This is a genomic window from Qipengyuania sp. ABI-127-1 (assembly GCA_022953095.1).
GTDB lineage: Bacteria > Pseudomonadota > Alphaproteobacteria > Sphingomonadales > Sphingomonadaceae > Qipengyuania.
This window is the reverse complement of record JALJCR010000001.1, coordinates 1,873,549-1,888,036: the sequence shown is the minus strand read 5'-3', so window position 1 is coordinate 1,888,036 and position 14,488 is coordinate 1,873,549. Positions and strand designations below refer to the sequence as shown.

11 protein-coding genes and 1 tRNA gene are annotated in these 14,488 nt (G+C 62.5%); 11 read left to right on the top strand and 1 reads right to left on the bottom strand.

Annotated features, from left to right (window positions below):
• The first annotated feature begins 251 nt into the window (after positions 1 to 251).
• The 8 genes from MUY37_RS09295 (at position 252) to MUY37_RS09260 (ending at position 10,733) form a co-directional block, all read left to right on the top strand.
• Positions 252 to 884: a TetR/AcrR family transcriptional regulator gene (locus MUY37_RS09295; RefSeq protein ID WP_499195053.1), complete on the top strand. Its 633-nt coding sequence runs from the start codon at positions 252 to 254 to the stop codon at positions 882 to 884.
• Positions 877 to 2,562: an MFS transporter gene (locus tag MUY37_RS09290; protein ID WP_499195052.1), complete on the top strand. Its 1,686-nt coding sequence runs from the start codon at positions 877 to 879 to the stop codon at positions 2,560 to 2,562. Before MUY37_RS09295 ends, MUY37_RS09290 begins: the two co-directional genes overlap by 8 nt.
• On the top strand, positions 2,559 to 3,677 hold the full coding sequence (locus MUY37_RS09285) for an HlyD family secretion protein (protein ID WP_499195051.1): 1,119 nt from the start codon (positions 2,559 to 2,561) through the stop codon (positions 3,675 to 3,677). Before MUY37_RS09290 ends, MUY37_RS09285 begins: the two co-directional genes overlap by 4 nt.
• A 2-nt stretch (positions 3,678 to 3,679) precedes the next feature.
• The gene (locus MUY37_RS09280) at positions 3,680 to 5,047 is read left to right on the top strand and encodes an efflux transporter outer membrane subunit (RefSeq protein WP_499195050.1); all 1,368 of its coding nucleotides are present in this window, start codon (positions 3,680 to 3,682) and stop codon (positions 5,045 to 5,047) included.
• Between the two features lie 84 nt (positions 5,048 to 5,131).
• On the top strand, positions 5,132 to 6,145 hold the full coding sequence (locus MUY37_RS09275) for a helix-turn-helix domain-containing protein (protein ID WP_499195049.1): 1,014 nt from the start codon (positions 5,132 to 5,134) through the stop codon (positions 6,143 to 6,145).
• Positions 6,146 to 6,214: 69 nt separating this feature from the next.
• Positions 6,215 to 8,485 carry a TonB-dependent receptor gene (locus tag MUY37_RS09270; RefSeq protein ID WP_499195048.1) on the top strand — a complete coding sequence of 757 codons (2,271 nt, stop codon included), beginning with the start codon at positions 6,215 to 6,217 and terminating at the stop codon, positions 8,483 to 8,485.
• Positions 8,485 to 9,489, top strand: coding sequence for an alpha/beta hydrolase (locus tag MUY37_RS09265; RefSeq protein ID WP_499195047.1), 1,005 nt, complete (start codon positions 8,485 to 8,487; stop codon positions 9,487 to 9,489). Before MUY37_RS09270 ends, MUY37_RS09265 begins: the two co-directional genes overlap by 1 nt.
• Positions 9,490 to 9,512: 23 nt before the next feature.
• Entirely contained in the window at positions 9,513 to 10,733 is a 1,221-nt protein-coding gene (locus MUY37_RS09260) for an esterase/lipase family protein (RefSeq protein WP_499195046.1), read from the top strand.
• Positions 10,734 to 10,885: 152 nt separating this feature from the next.
• Here the strand turns inward: MUY37_RS09260 and MUY37_RS09255 are convergent.
• Positions 10,886 to 10,962 (bottom strand) — tRNA-Pro (locus tag MUY37_RS09255).
• 142 nt (positions 10,963 to 11,104) lie between these two features.
• Here MUY37_RS09255 and MUY37_RS09250 point away from each other — a divergent pair.
• The 3 genes from MUY37_RS09250 to MUY37_RS09240 all read left to right on the top strand — a co-directional run bounded on the left by MUY37_RS09250 (position 11,105) and on the right by MUY37_RS09240 (position 14,488).
• Complete coding sequence (locus MUY37_RS09250) at positions 11,105 to 12,031, top strand: thymidylate synthase (RefSeq protein WP_499195045.1); 927 nt, start codon at positions 11,105 to 11,107, stop codon at positions 12,029 to 12,031.
• A gap of 79 nt (positions 12,032 to 12,110) precedes the next feature.
• Positions 12,111 to 13,427, top strand: a complete 1,317-nt coding sequence (locus MUY37_RS09245; protein WP_499195044.1) for a 3-methyl-2-oxobutanoate dehydrogenase (2-methylpropanoyl-transferring) subunit alpha — start codon at positions 12,111 to 12,113, stop codon at positions 13,425 to 13,427.
• Positions 13,427 to 14,488, top strand: a complete 1,062-nt coding sequence (locus MUY37_RS09240) for an alpha-ketoacid dehydrogenase subunit beta (RefSeq protein WP_499195043.1) — start codon at positions 13,427 to 13,429, stop codon at positions 14,486 to 14,488. Before MUY37_RS09245 ends, MUY37_RS09240 begins: the two co-directional genes overlap by 1 nt.

Sequence of the window (14,488 nt, the reverse complement as noted above, 5' to 3'; positions counted from 1 at the left end):
CGTCCCTTATTTCGAACGCCGCAGGCTTGCGACGCGCGCGCCATCGCGCATGGATGCTTGCTGTACGATGAAGGGGAGCTGGACGTTCGACAATGCTGTTGAAGATGGCACGCATGTGCGGCGTTGCAATATGACTTGTGTCGTGGACTGCGCTTCCAGCCCTGCATTGCGAGAAGCGAGCTGACCATATATTCAACGTGTATTGAATATATGGTCAGCTGCCCTATATCGTCTCCTCCAAGGAGTGATAGATGGTGCAGCGACGCGGCCGCGGGCGGCCCCGACAAACCGATCAGGACACGAGTCAGGCCCTGTCCAGGGCGGCGCTGCTGCGCTTTGCCACGCAAGGGTATGAGGCCACATCCCTGCGCGAAATCGCAGCCGACGCGAATGTCGATGTCGCGCTTATTTCCTACCGTTTCGGCGGTAAGGCGGGTCTGTGGAAATCGATCGTGTCGGACGCCGCCTCCGACTTGCGGAATGCCCTTGTCCATGCGCTTTCGAATTCAGAGTCGGAGACGGATGTCGAACGCCTGCGGTCTTCGATGAAGGCGTTTCTGGCCTACCTTCTGATCCGACCCGAAGTGCCGCGTCTGCTGTTGCGTGATATCACTGTCGATACCGATAGATCCCGGTGGCTTCTCGACGAACTGACGACGCCGCTCCATCGGCATTTTTTCGAACTGGCGCAATCTGCGGCAGGCAGCGTTGCAAACCCGCCTTCGCATATGCAGTTCCGGATCGCCAATTTCATCTATTCGGCGGCCAGCACGGTCGCGCGGCGCGAACGCCTGGCCAAGCTCGTCGAAAGCCTGGCGGACGATGCGGCATTCGAAGAGGCGCTGGTGACGACCCTGATCGACGGAGTATTGCCGGGTGACTGACCGCCACTCCCTTGTCGATGACGTTGACGGCTATCGCTTCAAGCCGCACGAGCTGCCGATCCTGCCCGGATCACCCGCCAACCCGGACCATCCTGCGGGGCGGCGCGCGGCCTATCTTGGGATCGGCATCCTGCTGGGGCTGATCGGGGGCGCGCAGAACGGTTTTCTGATCGCCAATTCACCCGCCTTGCGAGCCGGTTTCGCGCTGACTCCGGTCGAGGAGGGGTGGCTGACCGTCGCCTTCTATTCGACCTATGCCTGTATGAGCATGCTGCTTTTTCGTGTCCGGCAGGAGTTTGGCGTTCAGCCCTTCGTTCGCTGGGCCATGGCGGGCTTGGTGGCCGCTAACTTCGTCCAGATGATGGGACCTGGTTATTACCCGGAACTCGCCGCGCGGGCCGTGGCGGGAATTGCCGCGAGCGGGCTGTCCGCACTGTCGGTCTATTATCTCATGCAAGGGTTGCCGCCTGCCTTGCGGGTCGGCGGTCTGATCATCTCGCTGGGGCTCATCCAATTCGCCTTCCCGTTGACGCGGGCCATATCCCCCGCGCTTCTCGTGGACGGCGATATAGATCACGTCTTTCAGTTCCAGTTCGCGATGTCCCTGCTGGGTTTCGGCCTGGTCTACTGGCTGCGTTTGCCACCCGGCCTGCGCAAAGGCACTTTCGAAAAACTCGACATACCCAGTATCGCCCTGTTCATGCTGGGGGTGGGGGCACTGTGCGCATTCCTCGTCCAGGGACGTATCCAGTGGTGGGACACGCCGTGGCTCGGCTATGCTCTCGTGGCAGCGATCATCGGCCTCGGCGGGTGTTTTCTTATCGAGGCCAACCGCAAAAGCCCGATGCTGGATTTGAGCTGGTTGTCGAGCCGCGCCATTCTGGGTCTTGCAGCGATTGGCGCGACGGTCCGCATTCTCGTCGCTGAACAGGGCTTCGGCGCAAGCGGCCTGTTCGCCGCGTTGGGCTATGGCAATGAGCAGTTGACGGGATATTTCTGGATACTCGCCGGTGCGACTTTCGGCGGCATGGTCCTTTCCGTCGTTCGGCTCGACCCCAAGGATCTTACGCGGCCGGTTCTCTTCGCCGTTGCGGTGATCGGTTTGGCTGCATTCGCCGATACGCGAACCGGTGTGATGACACGCCCGCAGGATTTGTATGCCACCCAGGCGGCCATCGCATTCGCCGCGGTTTTCGCCATGGGGCCGATCATGATGGAAGGCATGCTTCGTGCGCTGGCGGCGGGACAAAGCTATGTGATCAGCTTCATCGCCGTCTTTTCGCTCTCGCAATCGATCGGAGGGCTTGCGGGGATCTCGCTGCTGTCCGCTTTCCATACCATCAGGTTGAAGACCCATCTCATCGATGCCGGAGACACATTGACGCTTGGGAATGCACGGTTCGCGGAGGCTCTGTCGAATGCCGTACAGCGGGTTGCCCCTGCGCAGGCAGACCCTGCGCTGCAGCAGCAAGCGGCAGCGTCAAATATCTCGCAGCAGGTGGGGCGCGAAGCAGCCGTGCTCGCGTTCAACGATGTCTTCTTTCTCATCGGCACGCTGGCCACCGCGACTTTCGCGATTTTGGTCGTGCCTTGGCTGATCAACAAGTTTCGCGGGCGCAATCCGCTCGCCAAGGAACTGGCTTTTCTCGAGGCCATGCTTGCAAGGACTAGCAAATGACGAATCCCGCTCCCCCGTCGCCGACCGATGCCGAGGTGATAGAGGACGAACCGCTTGAACCGCAGACGGACAAGGGCTGGTCGCCCAATGTTTCGCGCCGCCGGATAGGCGTTGCGGTCCTGTTCATTCTGGCGGGCATTCTCGCCGCGCTTTTCGCCTGGGATCTCCCGCCCTTCGCGGATGGAGACGAGACCACGAACAACGCCTATGTTCGCGGCCGGACGACGGTGGTCAGCCCGCAGGTGGCGGGATATCTGGTCGACGTACCGGTCACCGATTTCCAACGCGTCGAGAAAGGCGACCTGCTGGCCCGGATCGACGACACGCCGTTTCGGGAAAAGGTGCAGCAAGGTGTGGCTAACACCGCCGCGCAGAAGGCATCGCTGGCGAACAACGACCAGAGTCGGCGTTCGGCAATGGCCCAAGTCGAGTTGCAGGATGCTGCGGTGGCGAGTGCCCAAGCCGCTCTGAAACGGGCGCAGGCGGACATGAACCGCATTGCCGAATTGGTCGACGAGGGTTCGGTATCTCTGCGTGAACGCGATCAGGCACGGGCTGCTCTCCAGCAGACACAGGCGGCTGTTCGGCAGGCACGGGCGCAGCGCACCATCGCGCTCGAGAATGTGCGATCGGTGAATGTGGGCCGACGTGCGCTGGAAGCGCAGGTCGCCGGTGCCGAGGCCGCCAAGGGGCTCGCCGAGTTCGAACTTTCGCGCACCGAAATCCGTGCATCGCGTCCGGGCAGGCTGAGCGAGGTAACCGCCCGCGTGGGGCAATTGGTCACCGCCGGTACGCAGCTCATGTACATCGTCCCGGACGAGTTGTGGGTGGTGGCGAATTTCAAGGAAACGCAGACGGCGGATATGACTGTGGGGCAACGTGCCACACTCGCGGTGGATGCGCTCGGCGGGCTCGAACTCACCGGTCGCGTGCAAAGCATTGCGCCGGCGGCAAGCAGTGAGTTCAGCCTGGTAAAACCGGACACGGGCGCGGGCAATTTCGTGAAGGTTCCGCAGCGCATAGCCGTGCGCATCGTTCTCGATCGCGGCCAAGAGGCGGCGGCGCGACTTGGCCCTGGGATGTCTGTCATCGCAACCGTTCACACAAAGGATTGACCGTGATCCGCCGAGCCAGTCTTTACCTCGCAACCTCTGCACTGTTCCTGTCCGCCTGCGCGCCAACGCTGCAGGATGCGCCGCCGGGCACGGCAGTTGGTCCCCCCACCGATTGGCGCACGTCGCTGGGCGTGGCCGTGCCTGTCGATACCCAATGGTGGGAAAGCTTCGGGGATCCCCAGCTCTCCAGACTTGTCGAGCAAGCACGCCGCAACAATCCCGATGTGCAGCTCGCCGCAGCTAGGGTGGAGGAAGCGCGCGCTACCGAACGTGGCTCGCGCGGTTTGCTTCTGCCTGCGCTGGGCGTGGGGGTCGACGGCGGTATTCGGCGCGAGGTTTCGCCGTTCGGGCGAGCGCAGGAATCGGTAGCTGTGCAACCGGCGTTTCGCGCATCCTACGAGATCGATTTATTCGGCAAGAACGCCGCGCGTATCGATGCGGCGGAGGCGGGTGTTGCCGCGAGCATCGCTGGCGCCGAAGCCGCGCGCCTTTCGGTGACAGCGGCTGCAGCCAGCGGCTACATCACCTTGCTCGCACTCGACGCTCGTCTGGCGGTGCTCGAACAGACTCTCGACGCTCGTGGCCAAGCACTCAAATTCGCGCGCGACCGGGCCGAAGTCGGCTACACCTCGCAACTCGAATTGCGACAGGCCGAGGCCGAATACCAGGCGACGGCGCAACTGGTCCCCCAGCTCAAGGCGCAGATCGCGCGCCAGGAAAACGCCCTTGCGGTTCTGACTGGCCGGTCGCCGGGTGAAATCGAGCGCGGCGGATCTTTCGACGATCTGCGCGTGCCCGCGCCTCCGGCAGCTCTTCCATCCGAGCTCTTGCGGCGTCGGCCCGACATCGCCGCTGCGGAATATCGGATCGTGGCCGCGGATGCGCAAATGCGCGCGGCCCGAGCCGATTTCCTGCCATCGATCGATCTCGGTGCCCAAGCAGGCGTCGCCCTGTCGGATCTGCTCGCCAACCCAATCGGCATCTGGTCGCTGGGCGGCAGTATCCTGGCGCCGATCTTTCAAGGCGGGCGGCTCGAAGCGCAGCTCGAAGGCGCGACCGCGCAGCGTGACCAGGCGGCATGGGCCTATCGTTCGGCGGTGCTCAATGCCCTGCGTGAGGTAGAAGACCGCATGGCTGTTCTGGCGCATCTGAACGAGCAGGAAGCAGCCCTTCAGGCGCAGCGCGCTGCGGTTGCCGATGCGCTGCGCCATGCCCGCAACCGTTATCGAGCGGGCTACACACCCTATATCGAGCAAGTCGATGCGCAGCGTGCCTTGCTGGGTGTGGAACTGTCGCTCGTCCAGACGAGGGCTGACGAACTCACCACTCTTGTCGGGCTTTATCAGGCAGTCGGCGGCGCGCCCGGCTAGGCAGGATGAGCGTGTCGTTGCGCGGCGCATCGGGCAATCCCGCAGGGAATTGACGCCTGCGGGCCAGGGACCTAGCATTTTCCAATGCCAGGACGAGCTTCGATCGGTGAGGGTGAGCATCGCGATCCGGCGGATTGCAGATACGCTATCGATCCCAATCTCTCGCCTTGCGAATATTTCAGTATGATGCGGGTCAGGCTCGCGGAAATCGAGGACGAGACCTGCGCTCTGTCGAGCAGGCCGCTCTTGCTCGGTGCGACCAATCTCGTTGGCGAACGTATCCGCGATGCGGCCAGCCTTGCCGATGCCATGCGCCTTTCCGCGCAGACTTATAATCTCCTCCACGGCGGGAGCTACAATCGTATCGAACGACAGGGCAACCGCATCCTCTACCGGATGGACGATGCGGAATTTCCCTTCACCTTCGCTGGCGGCCCTTCCACACGCGCGACAGTGATGGAAGGAGTCCTGATCTTCGTTCACACATTGCTGGAGATGTGGGCAGGACGCGAGCTGACCTCGCATCTGCGCGCGGTACACAGTCGCCGATCCCGGCGCGGAGGCGATGCCATGCTGGGCTACTGGTCGGTGCCCGTCCGATTGGGAGCGCCCGCCTATATGCTTGAATACGCCGGAGCGGCAGGCGATCTCACCCCTGGCTCTACGGCTCAGACGCTCGATTCAATCGATGTCTATGATCGCATCCTGGCCGCTCTGACTCGCCCGGATGGAGCGGATGCACACCAGCCGGGCGACTTGGTCTCAAGAGTTCGCAGCAAGCTTGAAAGCGGGCTGGACGATCAAGGCCAGGTCGCAAAAGCACTCGGCATGAGCGTGGCCTCCCTGCGCCGAAAGCTATCCGAGACCGGCCATGGTTTCCGCCAGCTCCGGGCCGAAATGCTCGATCGCCGCGCGAGGCGCCTGCTGGGGGCGGGGCGCTCGCCGGAAGCGGTCGCCGACCTGCTGGGTTTCGCCGACGCTCGCAGTTTTGCGCGGGCCTTCAAGCAATGGACTGGAACGACTCCCGCGCGCTTTGCTGCCGATGTCGTGAGCGAAAATGTCCTCTCGGATTGCGCGAGCGCGTCCTCGACACCATAGCCAGCTTCCGCGCACTGTCTCCCGTAAATAGCGGACGCCAAATAGACGCGACCGAATGGGAGGACATCTATGAATATCGCGAAAAAGCGGGCGCGTCTGGTAAGCACCCTGTGTGCCACTACGGCCCTGATCCAGGCCCTTCCGGCCTTGGCGCAGCAGGAAATGCCGAGGGCCGAACCGGTTGCCGAGGATGCCAACACCATCATCGTCACCGCCCGCCGGCGGGAGGAATCGCTTCAGGAAGTGCCCATCGCGATTTCTGCCTTCGACGACGAGGCGCTTTCCAACCTCCAGGCGGATACGCTGTCGGGTATCCAGTACGCCACGCCCAATCTGTATCTCGACCAGGGCGATGCCGGGAATGCTGTCATCTATATCCGCGGTGTCGGCCAGAACGATTCGCTTGCCTTCGCCGATCCCGGGGTCGGGGTTTATGTCGACGATGTCTTCATCGCCCGCTCGCAGGCGGCGTTTCTCGAACTGTTCGATGTGGAACGGATCGAGGTGCTGCGTGGACCTCAAGGCACGCTTTACGGCCGCAACACGATCGGCGGTGCGATCAAGTTCGTGTCCACCCGGCCGACCAATTACCTGTCGGGATATATGGAGGCGGGGGCTGGCAATTTCGGTTTCGTCACCGCCAAGGGACGGATCAGCGGCCCGATCGCGGGAGATGTGCTGAAAGGCAAACTGGCCGCAGCCTATACCAAGCGGAACGGGTATGCGCGCAACAGCGTCACCGGCCAAGATGACGGCGACGTCGAGACGTTTGCGGGCCGGGCAACCCTGCTGTTCCAGCCGACCGACACTCTCGAATTCCTGCTCAGCGGCGATGTTCGGATCGACCGGCCGGATACCTCGCGCAGCCCCGTGCGCGAGACGCCGATCACCGGTTTCGATGGGACGGGCAATATCACCTATCCCGCATCGGACGATCCCTACCGCGTCGATGTGAATGCCAACGGTCTCAACGATCAGACCGGCTATGGGTTTGCGCTGACCAGCCGGTTCGATGCCAGCGACCGGATCACGCTGGAATCGATCACGGCTTTCCGGTCGTTCGAATTCGACCTGAATCTCGACACCGATGGATCGCCCTTGCCCATCCTCGATATCCTGCTGCTTCAGGAACAGGAACAGTTCAGCCAGGAACTGCGGCTGACCTACGACGATCGGGACCGGTTCAGCCTGACTGCTGGCCTGTATTACTTCCACGATGACGACACGACCTTCTCAGGGGTCGATAATGGCGCAGCAACATTGTTCGGCTTTCCGGTCACCGCTTTCGGGTTTCCAACGTCGAGCCTCGCGGAAACCCGCCAGAAGACCGATAGCTATGCGATCTTCGCCGATCTCACCTATGCGCTGACCCCGCGGCTCACCCTGTCGGCCGGTGCGCGCTATACGTGGGAAGACCGCACTTCGGCGCGCTTGTTCGAAAACTTCTTCGATCCCACGGTCTCGGTGATCGAGAACACGCCCGATTTCCTGACGGGCGTAGGTGTAGCCGGGACGCCGATCTCCGGCGAGGCGAGCTTCGAGGCCTTCACGCCGCGCGCTTCGATCAGCTATGACGTGACACCGGAGGCCATGATCTACCTGTCCGCCTCGCGCGGGTTCAAGAGTGGCGGGTTCGACGGGCGGGCGAATACCGATTTCGGGTTCAGACCGTTCCGTCCGGAATATGTCTGGAGCTACGAGGCAGGGGCCAAGACGAGCTGGCTCGATGGCCGCCTCATGGTGAATGCAGCGCTGTTCTATAACGATTATACCGATGTGCAGGTGACGTCCTTCGGCTCCGATCCGGTGACCGGTGTGTTCGTCAGCCTGTTCACCAATGCCGCGTCGTCGCGCGCCTATGGCGCCGAACTCGAGCTCTCCGCCCGTCCGACCGACGAGCTAACCCTGACCGGATCGCTCGGTCTGCTCGATGCGAAATACCGCGAGTTCGACATTCTGGTCGGCGGTGCGGTTACCGACGTCAGCGACAGGCGGCCGGTCAATGCGCCCGATTTCAACGCCAGCCTGGGCGCGACCTGGCAGCGGCCGATATCCGACAATCTGGCTCTGACGATCCATATCGACGGATCGTACCGGTCGGAAGTGGCGACGGAGATCACCGATTCTCCAGTGCTGCGCCAACCCGGCTATGAGCGTATCAACGGGTTCGTCGCCATCGGCGATTTGGACGAGCGCTGGGAGCTTCGTGCCGGTGTGGAGAACCTCACCGACAATGCCGTGCGCGTTCAGGGGTTCAACCTGACCGATTTTCCGGGGGTGCAGCTTGGCTTCTACGGCGCGTCGGCAACCTACGATCTGCGTTTCGTCCTGCGCTTCTGATGACCCGGACCACGCCTGAGGAACAGGGACCGCTCGACCGGCAGTCCCGGGCGCTGCTGCGCGATTACGATGCGATGCGCAGCGAATGGACGCCGCGCATCGAAGCGGAAGGCATGGCTGCATCAAGAGCTTTCGCCGATGCTGTCTTCGATCGCTTTCGCGGTCCCGATCGCGACATCGCGCCGGCGAAGATTGTCGATCTCGCTGTGCCGTGCCGCGATGGGGAACGCAGTGCGCGGCTTTATCGTCCGGCGATTGCCGATGGTGCACCCGCACCGCTGGCGCTGTTCCTTCACGGGGGCGGCTGGTCGCTCGGGGGAATTCCCGCCTATGACGGGCTGGCCGGTTCGCTGGCCGCGCTCGGCAATGTGGCGATCCTCAGCCTCGATTACCGGCTGTCTCCCGAACACCGCTTCCCCGACGGACTGAACGATGCGCTGTGCGCGCTCGATTGGCTATATCGCCACGGCGCGAGCATCGGCGGCGATCCCGGTCGGCTGGCGGTCATCGGCGATAGTGCCGGGGGCAATCTCGCCGCAGTGCTCGCACGGGAATCCGCCCTCGGCAATGCCCCGCCTCTGGCCTGTCAGGTCCTGATCTATCCCATGACCGATATCGCCAGCCCTCACGCCAGGTTTCCCTCTCGTACCCGGTTTGGGCAGGGAGACTATTTCCTGGTCAGCGAAGCGATCGAATTTGCGCGTGACAATTACCTCGGTGAAAATGTCGGCCTGGCGGGCGATCCGCGCATCTCGCCGCTGCTTGCACCCGTCCCCGCGAATCTGGCCCCCACGATGATCGTGACGGCGGGGTGCGATCCCTTGCGCGACGAAGCCATCGCCTATCATGACAAGCTTCGGACCGCCGGTATCGACAGTATCCATCACTGTGCCGAGGAAACCATTCACGCCTTCCTGTCCTTCGGAGTGCTCGACATCGCTCAGGACATGCGTCGCAGGATCGCCGATTACCTTCATCGGAAGATGGAGTTCGCAAAACCATAAGGCAAATCTGAAGGAGAGGGACGATGAAGCGCGTTTGGATACTGCTGCTGGCGCTGTGTGCGCTGGCCTGGGGGCCTTCTGCCCATGCCGGATCGACCACGCTGGAGGCGACATACTCCACCGGGATCGATAACGGATGGGTACGCGTCGAACGGTGGCGCGACACTCTGACCGCCTTCACTCAAGAGAGCTTTCCCAGCGACGGGCGCGGCGATCAGACGGGCCAACGGGCGACCTTTTTCGGAACGGCGCGGCCTCATAGCTCGCGATTTCTTCTGTACTACGCGCCGAACTGGAACGTGGGTACGAAGGTGCCGGTGCTGCTGGTGCATGGTGCCAACCAGGATGCCGATCTTGCCTGGGCCGATCCGAACGAAGCGGGCAGTTATGGCTGCGGCCGGTCGAGCTGCCCGTCGACCGGTCTCATGCAGGATCTGTCGGGCCGGGGCTACCGCGTCTTCGCTCTCGGATTGCCGCACAAGAATGGCGACGGTTACTTCTGGTCCGAGCAGATCGCCGATGCGATTGCGATCATCAAATCCCGTACCGGCGCAGGGCAGGTTGATGTGGTTGCCTGGTCCAAGGCCGCATCGAACGCGCGCATGTATGTCTCGGGCGTGCGCAAATCATGGGGTACGGCCTATCGCGGCGATGTCCGCCGTCTGATCCTGCTGGGGTCGGCGAACAACGGTATCGACTTGTCCTTCCGCCATGGATGGACTTTCAGCCTGACCGTCTATCCCGCCTGCGGTGGCGTCATCAATGGGCCGACCCCGCACGACAAACTGATCTGCTATGGTCTCTGGCGCTCCGGCTCGGAATGGACTTATGATTCGCCCTATTTCCCGGGCTCGGCCCAGTTGCTCAAGGACTGGACGGGGACGTATGGACTGCCGACTTACGAGCAGGACTGGTACACCACTTTCCACGGCGGGCAGGGCTTCTACAGCGCCGGGCCGGGTCTCTCTGCCTATCTGCCCGAATCGCTGGTCGATGTGATCCGTCAGGCCCCGTCACCCTCGGCTGTGCGGATCCACAATATCTGCGGCAACCAGGCCGATATAGCTCTTCTGCATAACGAGCATACCGGACCGTCGGACGGGGTGGTTTTCATCGCGAGCTGCCGCGACACGACCGGAATGACGACGCATGGTGGCAGCGTTACGACAGCGGTGAACCACCTGGAACTGGGATGGGTCAGCACGTCGACCAGCTATATCAGGCAATATCTGTCGGCGCCTTGATCCGAGAAAGCGCGCGCTAGAGCCGGGCGAGGGGGATGGGCGATGTCGGTATCGACAAAGCGAAACCAATCGCCCGGCTCAAGCTTTCCTTGTCCCAGCCGCAGGCTGGCTGCGGTGCCGACGTCATCGGCAACCGCGCAAGTGCTTGAAATTGGTCGGGGAGAGAGGATTCGAACCTCCGGCCCCTGCCTCCCGAAGACAGTGCTCTACCAGGCTGAGCTACTCCCCGACCGGATCGGACCGGGCCATCTGCGAAGGCCACGGCTGCGAGGCAGGCGCGCCCTATAGGTGTGGATTGCGGGCCGTGCAAGCGGGCAATTGCGACAAAAGCGCGGTACAGGCGCCTCACCCCGTAACTGAGCCGAAACCCTGTGCCCCAACCGCATTACGAACAGCAATATCTCGACCTCATGCGCCGCATCTGGTGCGAGGGGGACGAGCGCAAGGACCGCACCGGTGTGGGGACACGTTCGGTCTTTGGCGCGATGCTGCGCTTCGATCTGTGCGATGGTGCCATGCCCCTGATCACGACCAAGCGTGTCTATTGGAAGACCGCCACGCGCGAGCTGCTCTGGTTCCTCACCGGGGACACCAATATCCGCCCGCTGGTGTTGCAGGGCGTGAAGATATGGAACGAGTGGCCGCACGCGCGCTATGTGAAGGAGACTGGCGATGCGATTGCGCTCGAGGATTTCGTCCAGTGCATCGCTGACGACGAAGCCTTCGCCGAGCGCTGGGGCGATCTCGGCCCGGTCTATGGCAAGCAATGGGTCGACTGGCCAACCTATCGTCGGCGGGAGGATGGCCTCTACGAACCGGGCGAGGGCGTAAACCAGATCGCCGAAGTCGTCGAATCACTGCGCAACAACCCGGGGAGCAGGCGTCACATCATCGAGGGCTGGAACGTCGCCGAGCTCGACCGGATGGCACTGCCGCCGTGCCACAAGACCTACCAGTTCCATGTCGCCGACACTCGGCTCAACTGTCTGCTTTACCAGCGCAGTTGTGATGTCGCGCTCGGCCTCCCGTTCAATCTGTGGTCGGCGGCGCTGCTCCAGCGGATGATTGCACAGCAGGTCGATCTCGAACCCGGCGAGCTGGTCTGGATGGGGGGCGATACGCATCTCTATCTCAATCACGAAGATCTGATCCGCGAGCAGCTTTCGCGGGAACCGCAAGGCGCTCCGCGGCTTGAAATAGTGCGGCGCCCGCCTTCGATCTTCGACTATGCGATCGAGGATTTCGCGGTTCACGACTACGCGCCGCACGGGCCAATCAAAGCGCCCGTCGCCGTGTGATGCGGCGATGACTTGACCGCTTCCCGTCGACGAAATAAAATAACGCGCAAGCGTAAGATTGCGTCTGGGAGACGATTCTATGGCCGACAGGCCCGAGGGTAATGCAGCCAGGGGCGATAATCGCCCCAAATTGTCGCTGCATGTTCCCGAACCGAAGTATCGACCGGGCGACGTGGTCGATTTCTCGCATATCGACGTGCCCGAGGCCGGGAGCATGGCGCGTCCCGACGAGGCCTGCGATCCGTCGGATATGCACGAGATGGCCTTCGGCCTCGTCCGAGTGCTGGGCGATGACGACCAGGCCCACGGTCCCTGGGACCCGAAACTGGACCCGGACACACTGCGTACCATGCTCGGCCATATGGCGATGACCCGCGCTTTCGACGAACGCATGTTTCGCGGCCAGCGGCAGGGCAAGACCAGCTTCTATATGAAGTGCACCGGCGAAGAGGCGACCAGCGTTTCGGCCAGCATGGCGCTGGCGGGAGACGATATGGTGTTTCCCAGCTACCGCCAGCAGGGCATCCTGATCCAGCGCGGCTATCCAATGATCGAGATGATCAACCAGATCTACTCGAACAAGGGCGACAAGCTGAAGGGCCGCCAGCTGCCGATCATGTATTCGAGCCGCGAACACAGCTTCTTCACCATCAGCGGCAATCTTGCGACGCAGACACCGCAGGCGGTGGGCTGGGCGATGGCGAGCGCGATGAAGGGCGACAGCCGCATCGCCGCGACCTGGGTGGGCGAGGGCAGTACCGCAGAAGGCGACTTCCATTCGGCCTGCACCTTCGCCACGGTGTATAATGCACCGGTTATCCTCAATGTTATCAACAACCAGTGGGCGATTTCGAGCTTCAGCGGCTTTGCCGGAGCGGAGCGCACGACCTTCGCCGCGCGCGCGCTGGGTTATGGGCTTGCCGGGCTGCGCGTCGATGGCAATGATGCGCTTGCCTGCTACGCCGCCGAGCAATGGGCCGCCAATCGTGCGCGCGCCAATGCCGGGCCGACGCTGATCGAATTCTTCACCTATCGCGCCGAAGGTCATTCCACCTCGGATGATCCCAGCGGTTATCGCAGTGCGCAGGAGCGCGAGGAATGGCCGCTGGGCGATCCGGTCATGCGCCTCAAGAACCACCTCATCGCGATCGGCGAATGGGACGAGGAGCGCCAGGAAAAGATGGACCTCGAGGCGGCCGAGCACGTCAAGAAAGTCACCAAGGAGGCCGAAGCCAACGGCATTCTCGGTCACGGCTTGCACCACCCGTTCCGCACCATGTTCGAAGACGTGTTCGAGGAGTTGCCGTGGCACCTCCAGGAACAGGCCAACCAGGCCGTGCGCGAGCGTGAAACCAAGTTCCCGGAAGGGCTGCCGACCAAGGGAGTGCAGGGCTGATGCGCGAGACCGCAACCCAGGACGCACCCGCTACCGAAGGCGCAACCGAACGCCGCCTCAACATGATCGAGGCGATCAACGATGCGCTCGACGTCTCGATGGGCCGCGACGAGGATGTCGTCGTTATGGGCGAGGATGTCGGCTATTTCGGCGGCGTATTCCGCTGCACTGCGGGCCTGCAAGAGAAATACGGCAAGACGCGCGTGTTCGACACGCCGATCAACGAATGCGGCATTATCGCGGTGGCCGTGGGGATGGGGGCCTATGGTTTGCGCCCGGTGCCCGAAATCCAGTTCGCCGATTATATTTACCCCGGTTTGGATCAGCTAATCAGTGAAGCGGCGCGCCTGCGCTACCGATCGGCGGGAGAGTACATTGCGCCGATGACGGTGCGCTCGCCTTTCGGTGGAGGCATCTTCGGCGGCCAGACGCACAGCCAGAGCCCGGAAGCGATCTTCACCCACGTCTCCGGCCTCAAGACGGTAATCCCGGCAACACCCTATGACGCCAAAGGTCTGCTGATCTCGTGCATTGAGGACAATGACCCGGTCGTTTTCTTCGAGCCCAAGCGGATCTATAACGGCCCGTTTTCCGGCTATTACGACAAACCCGTACAGCCGTGGAAAAAATTCGACGCGAGCGTCGTGCCCGAGGGTTATTACAAAATCCCGCTCGGCAAAGCGCGCCACGTTACCGAGGGCGAACAGCTCACCATCCTCGCCTATGGCACGATGGTTCATGTGGTCGAAGCGGTGTGCAGGGAGAAGGGTGTTGAAGCCGACATTCTCGATCTGCGCACGCTGGTCCCGCTCGATATCGAGGCGATCGAAGCTTCGGTCGAGCGGACCGGACGCTGCCTGATCGTTCATGAAGCCACGCGCACCAGCGGTTTCGGCGCCGAGCTTTCGGCGCTCGTTACCGAGCGTTGCTTCTACCATCTCGAAGCCCCGGTCGAACGTGTGACCGGCTTCGACACGCCCTATCCCCATAGCCTCGAATGGGCCTATTTCCCCGGCCCGATCCGCATCGGCGAGGCCATCGACAAGATCCTCAAGGACTGA

Bases quoted from the DNA above. Each gene is read 5' to 3' on its own strand.
- MUY37_RS09295 (WP_499195053.1), top strand. From the start codon at position 252: ATGGTGCAGCGACGCGGCCGCGGGCGGCCCCGACAAACCGATCAGGAC.
- MUY37_RS09285 (WP_499195051.1), top strand. From the start codon at position 2,559: ATGACGAATCCCGCTCCCCCGTCGCCGACCGATGCCGAGGTGATAGAG.
- MUY37_RS09275 (WP_499195049.1), top strand. From the start codon at position 5,132: ATGCCAGGACGAGCTTCGATCGGTGAGGGTGAGCATCGCGATCCGGCG.
- MUY37_RS09270 (WP_499195048.1), top strand. From the start codon at position 6,215: ATGAATATCGCGAAAAAGCGGGCGCGTCTGGTAAGCACCCTGTGTGCC.
- MUY37_RS09265 (WP_499195047.1), top strand. From the start codon at position 8,485: ATGACCCGGACCACGCCTGAGGAACAGGGACCGCTCGACCGGCAGTCC.
- MUY37_RS09260 (WP_499195046.1), top strand. From the start codon at position 9,513: ATGAAGCGCGTTTGGATACTGCTGCTGGCGCTGTGTGCGCTGGCCTGG.
- MUY37_RS09245 (WP_499195044.1), top strand. From the start codon at position 12,111: ATGGCCGACAGGCCCGAGGGTAATGCAGCCAGGGGCGATAATCGCCCC.
- MUY37_RS09240 (WP_499195043.1), top strand. From the start codon at position 13,427: ATGCGCGAGACCGCAACCCAGGACGCACCCGCTACCGAAGGCGCAACC.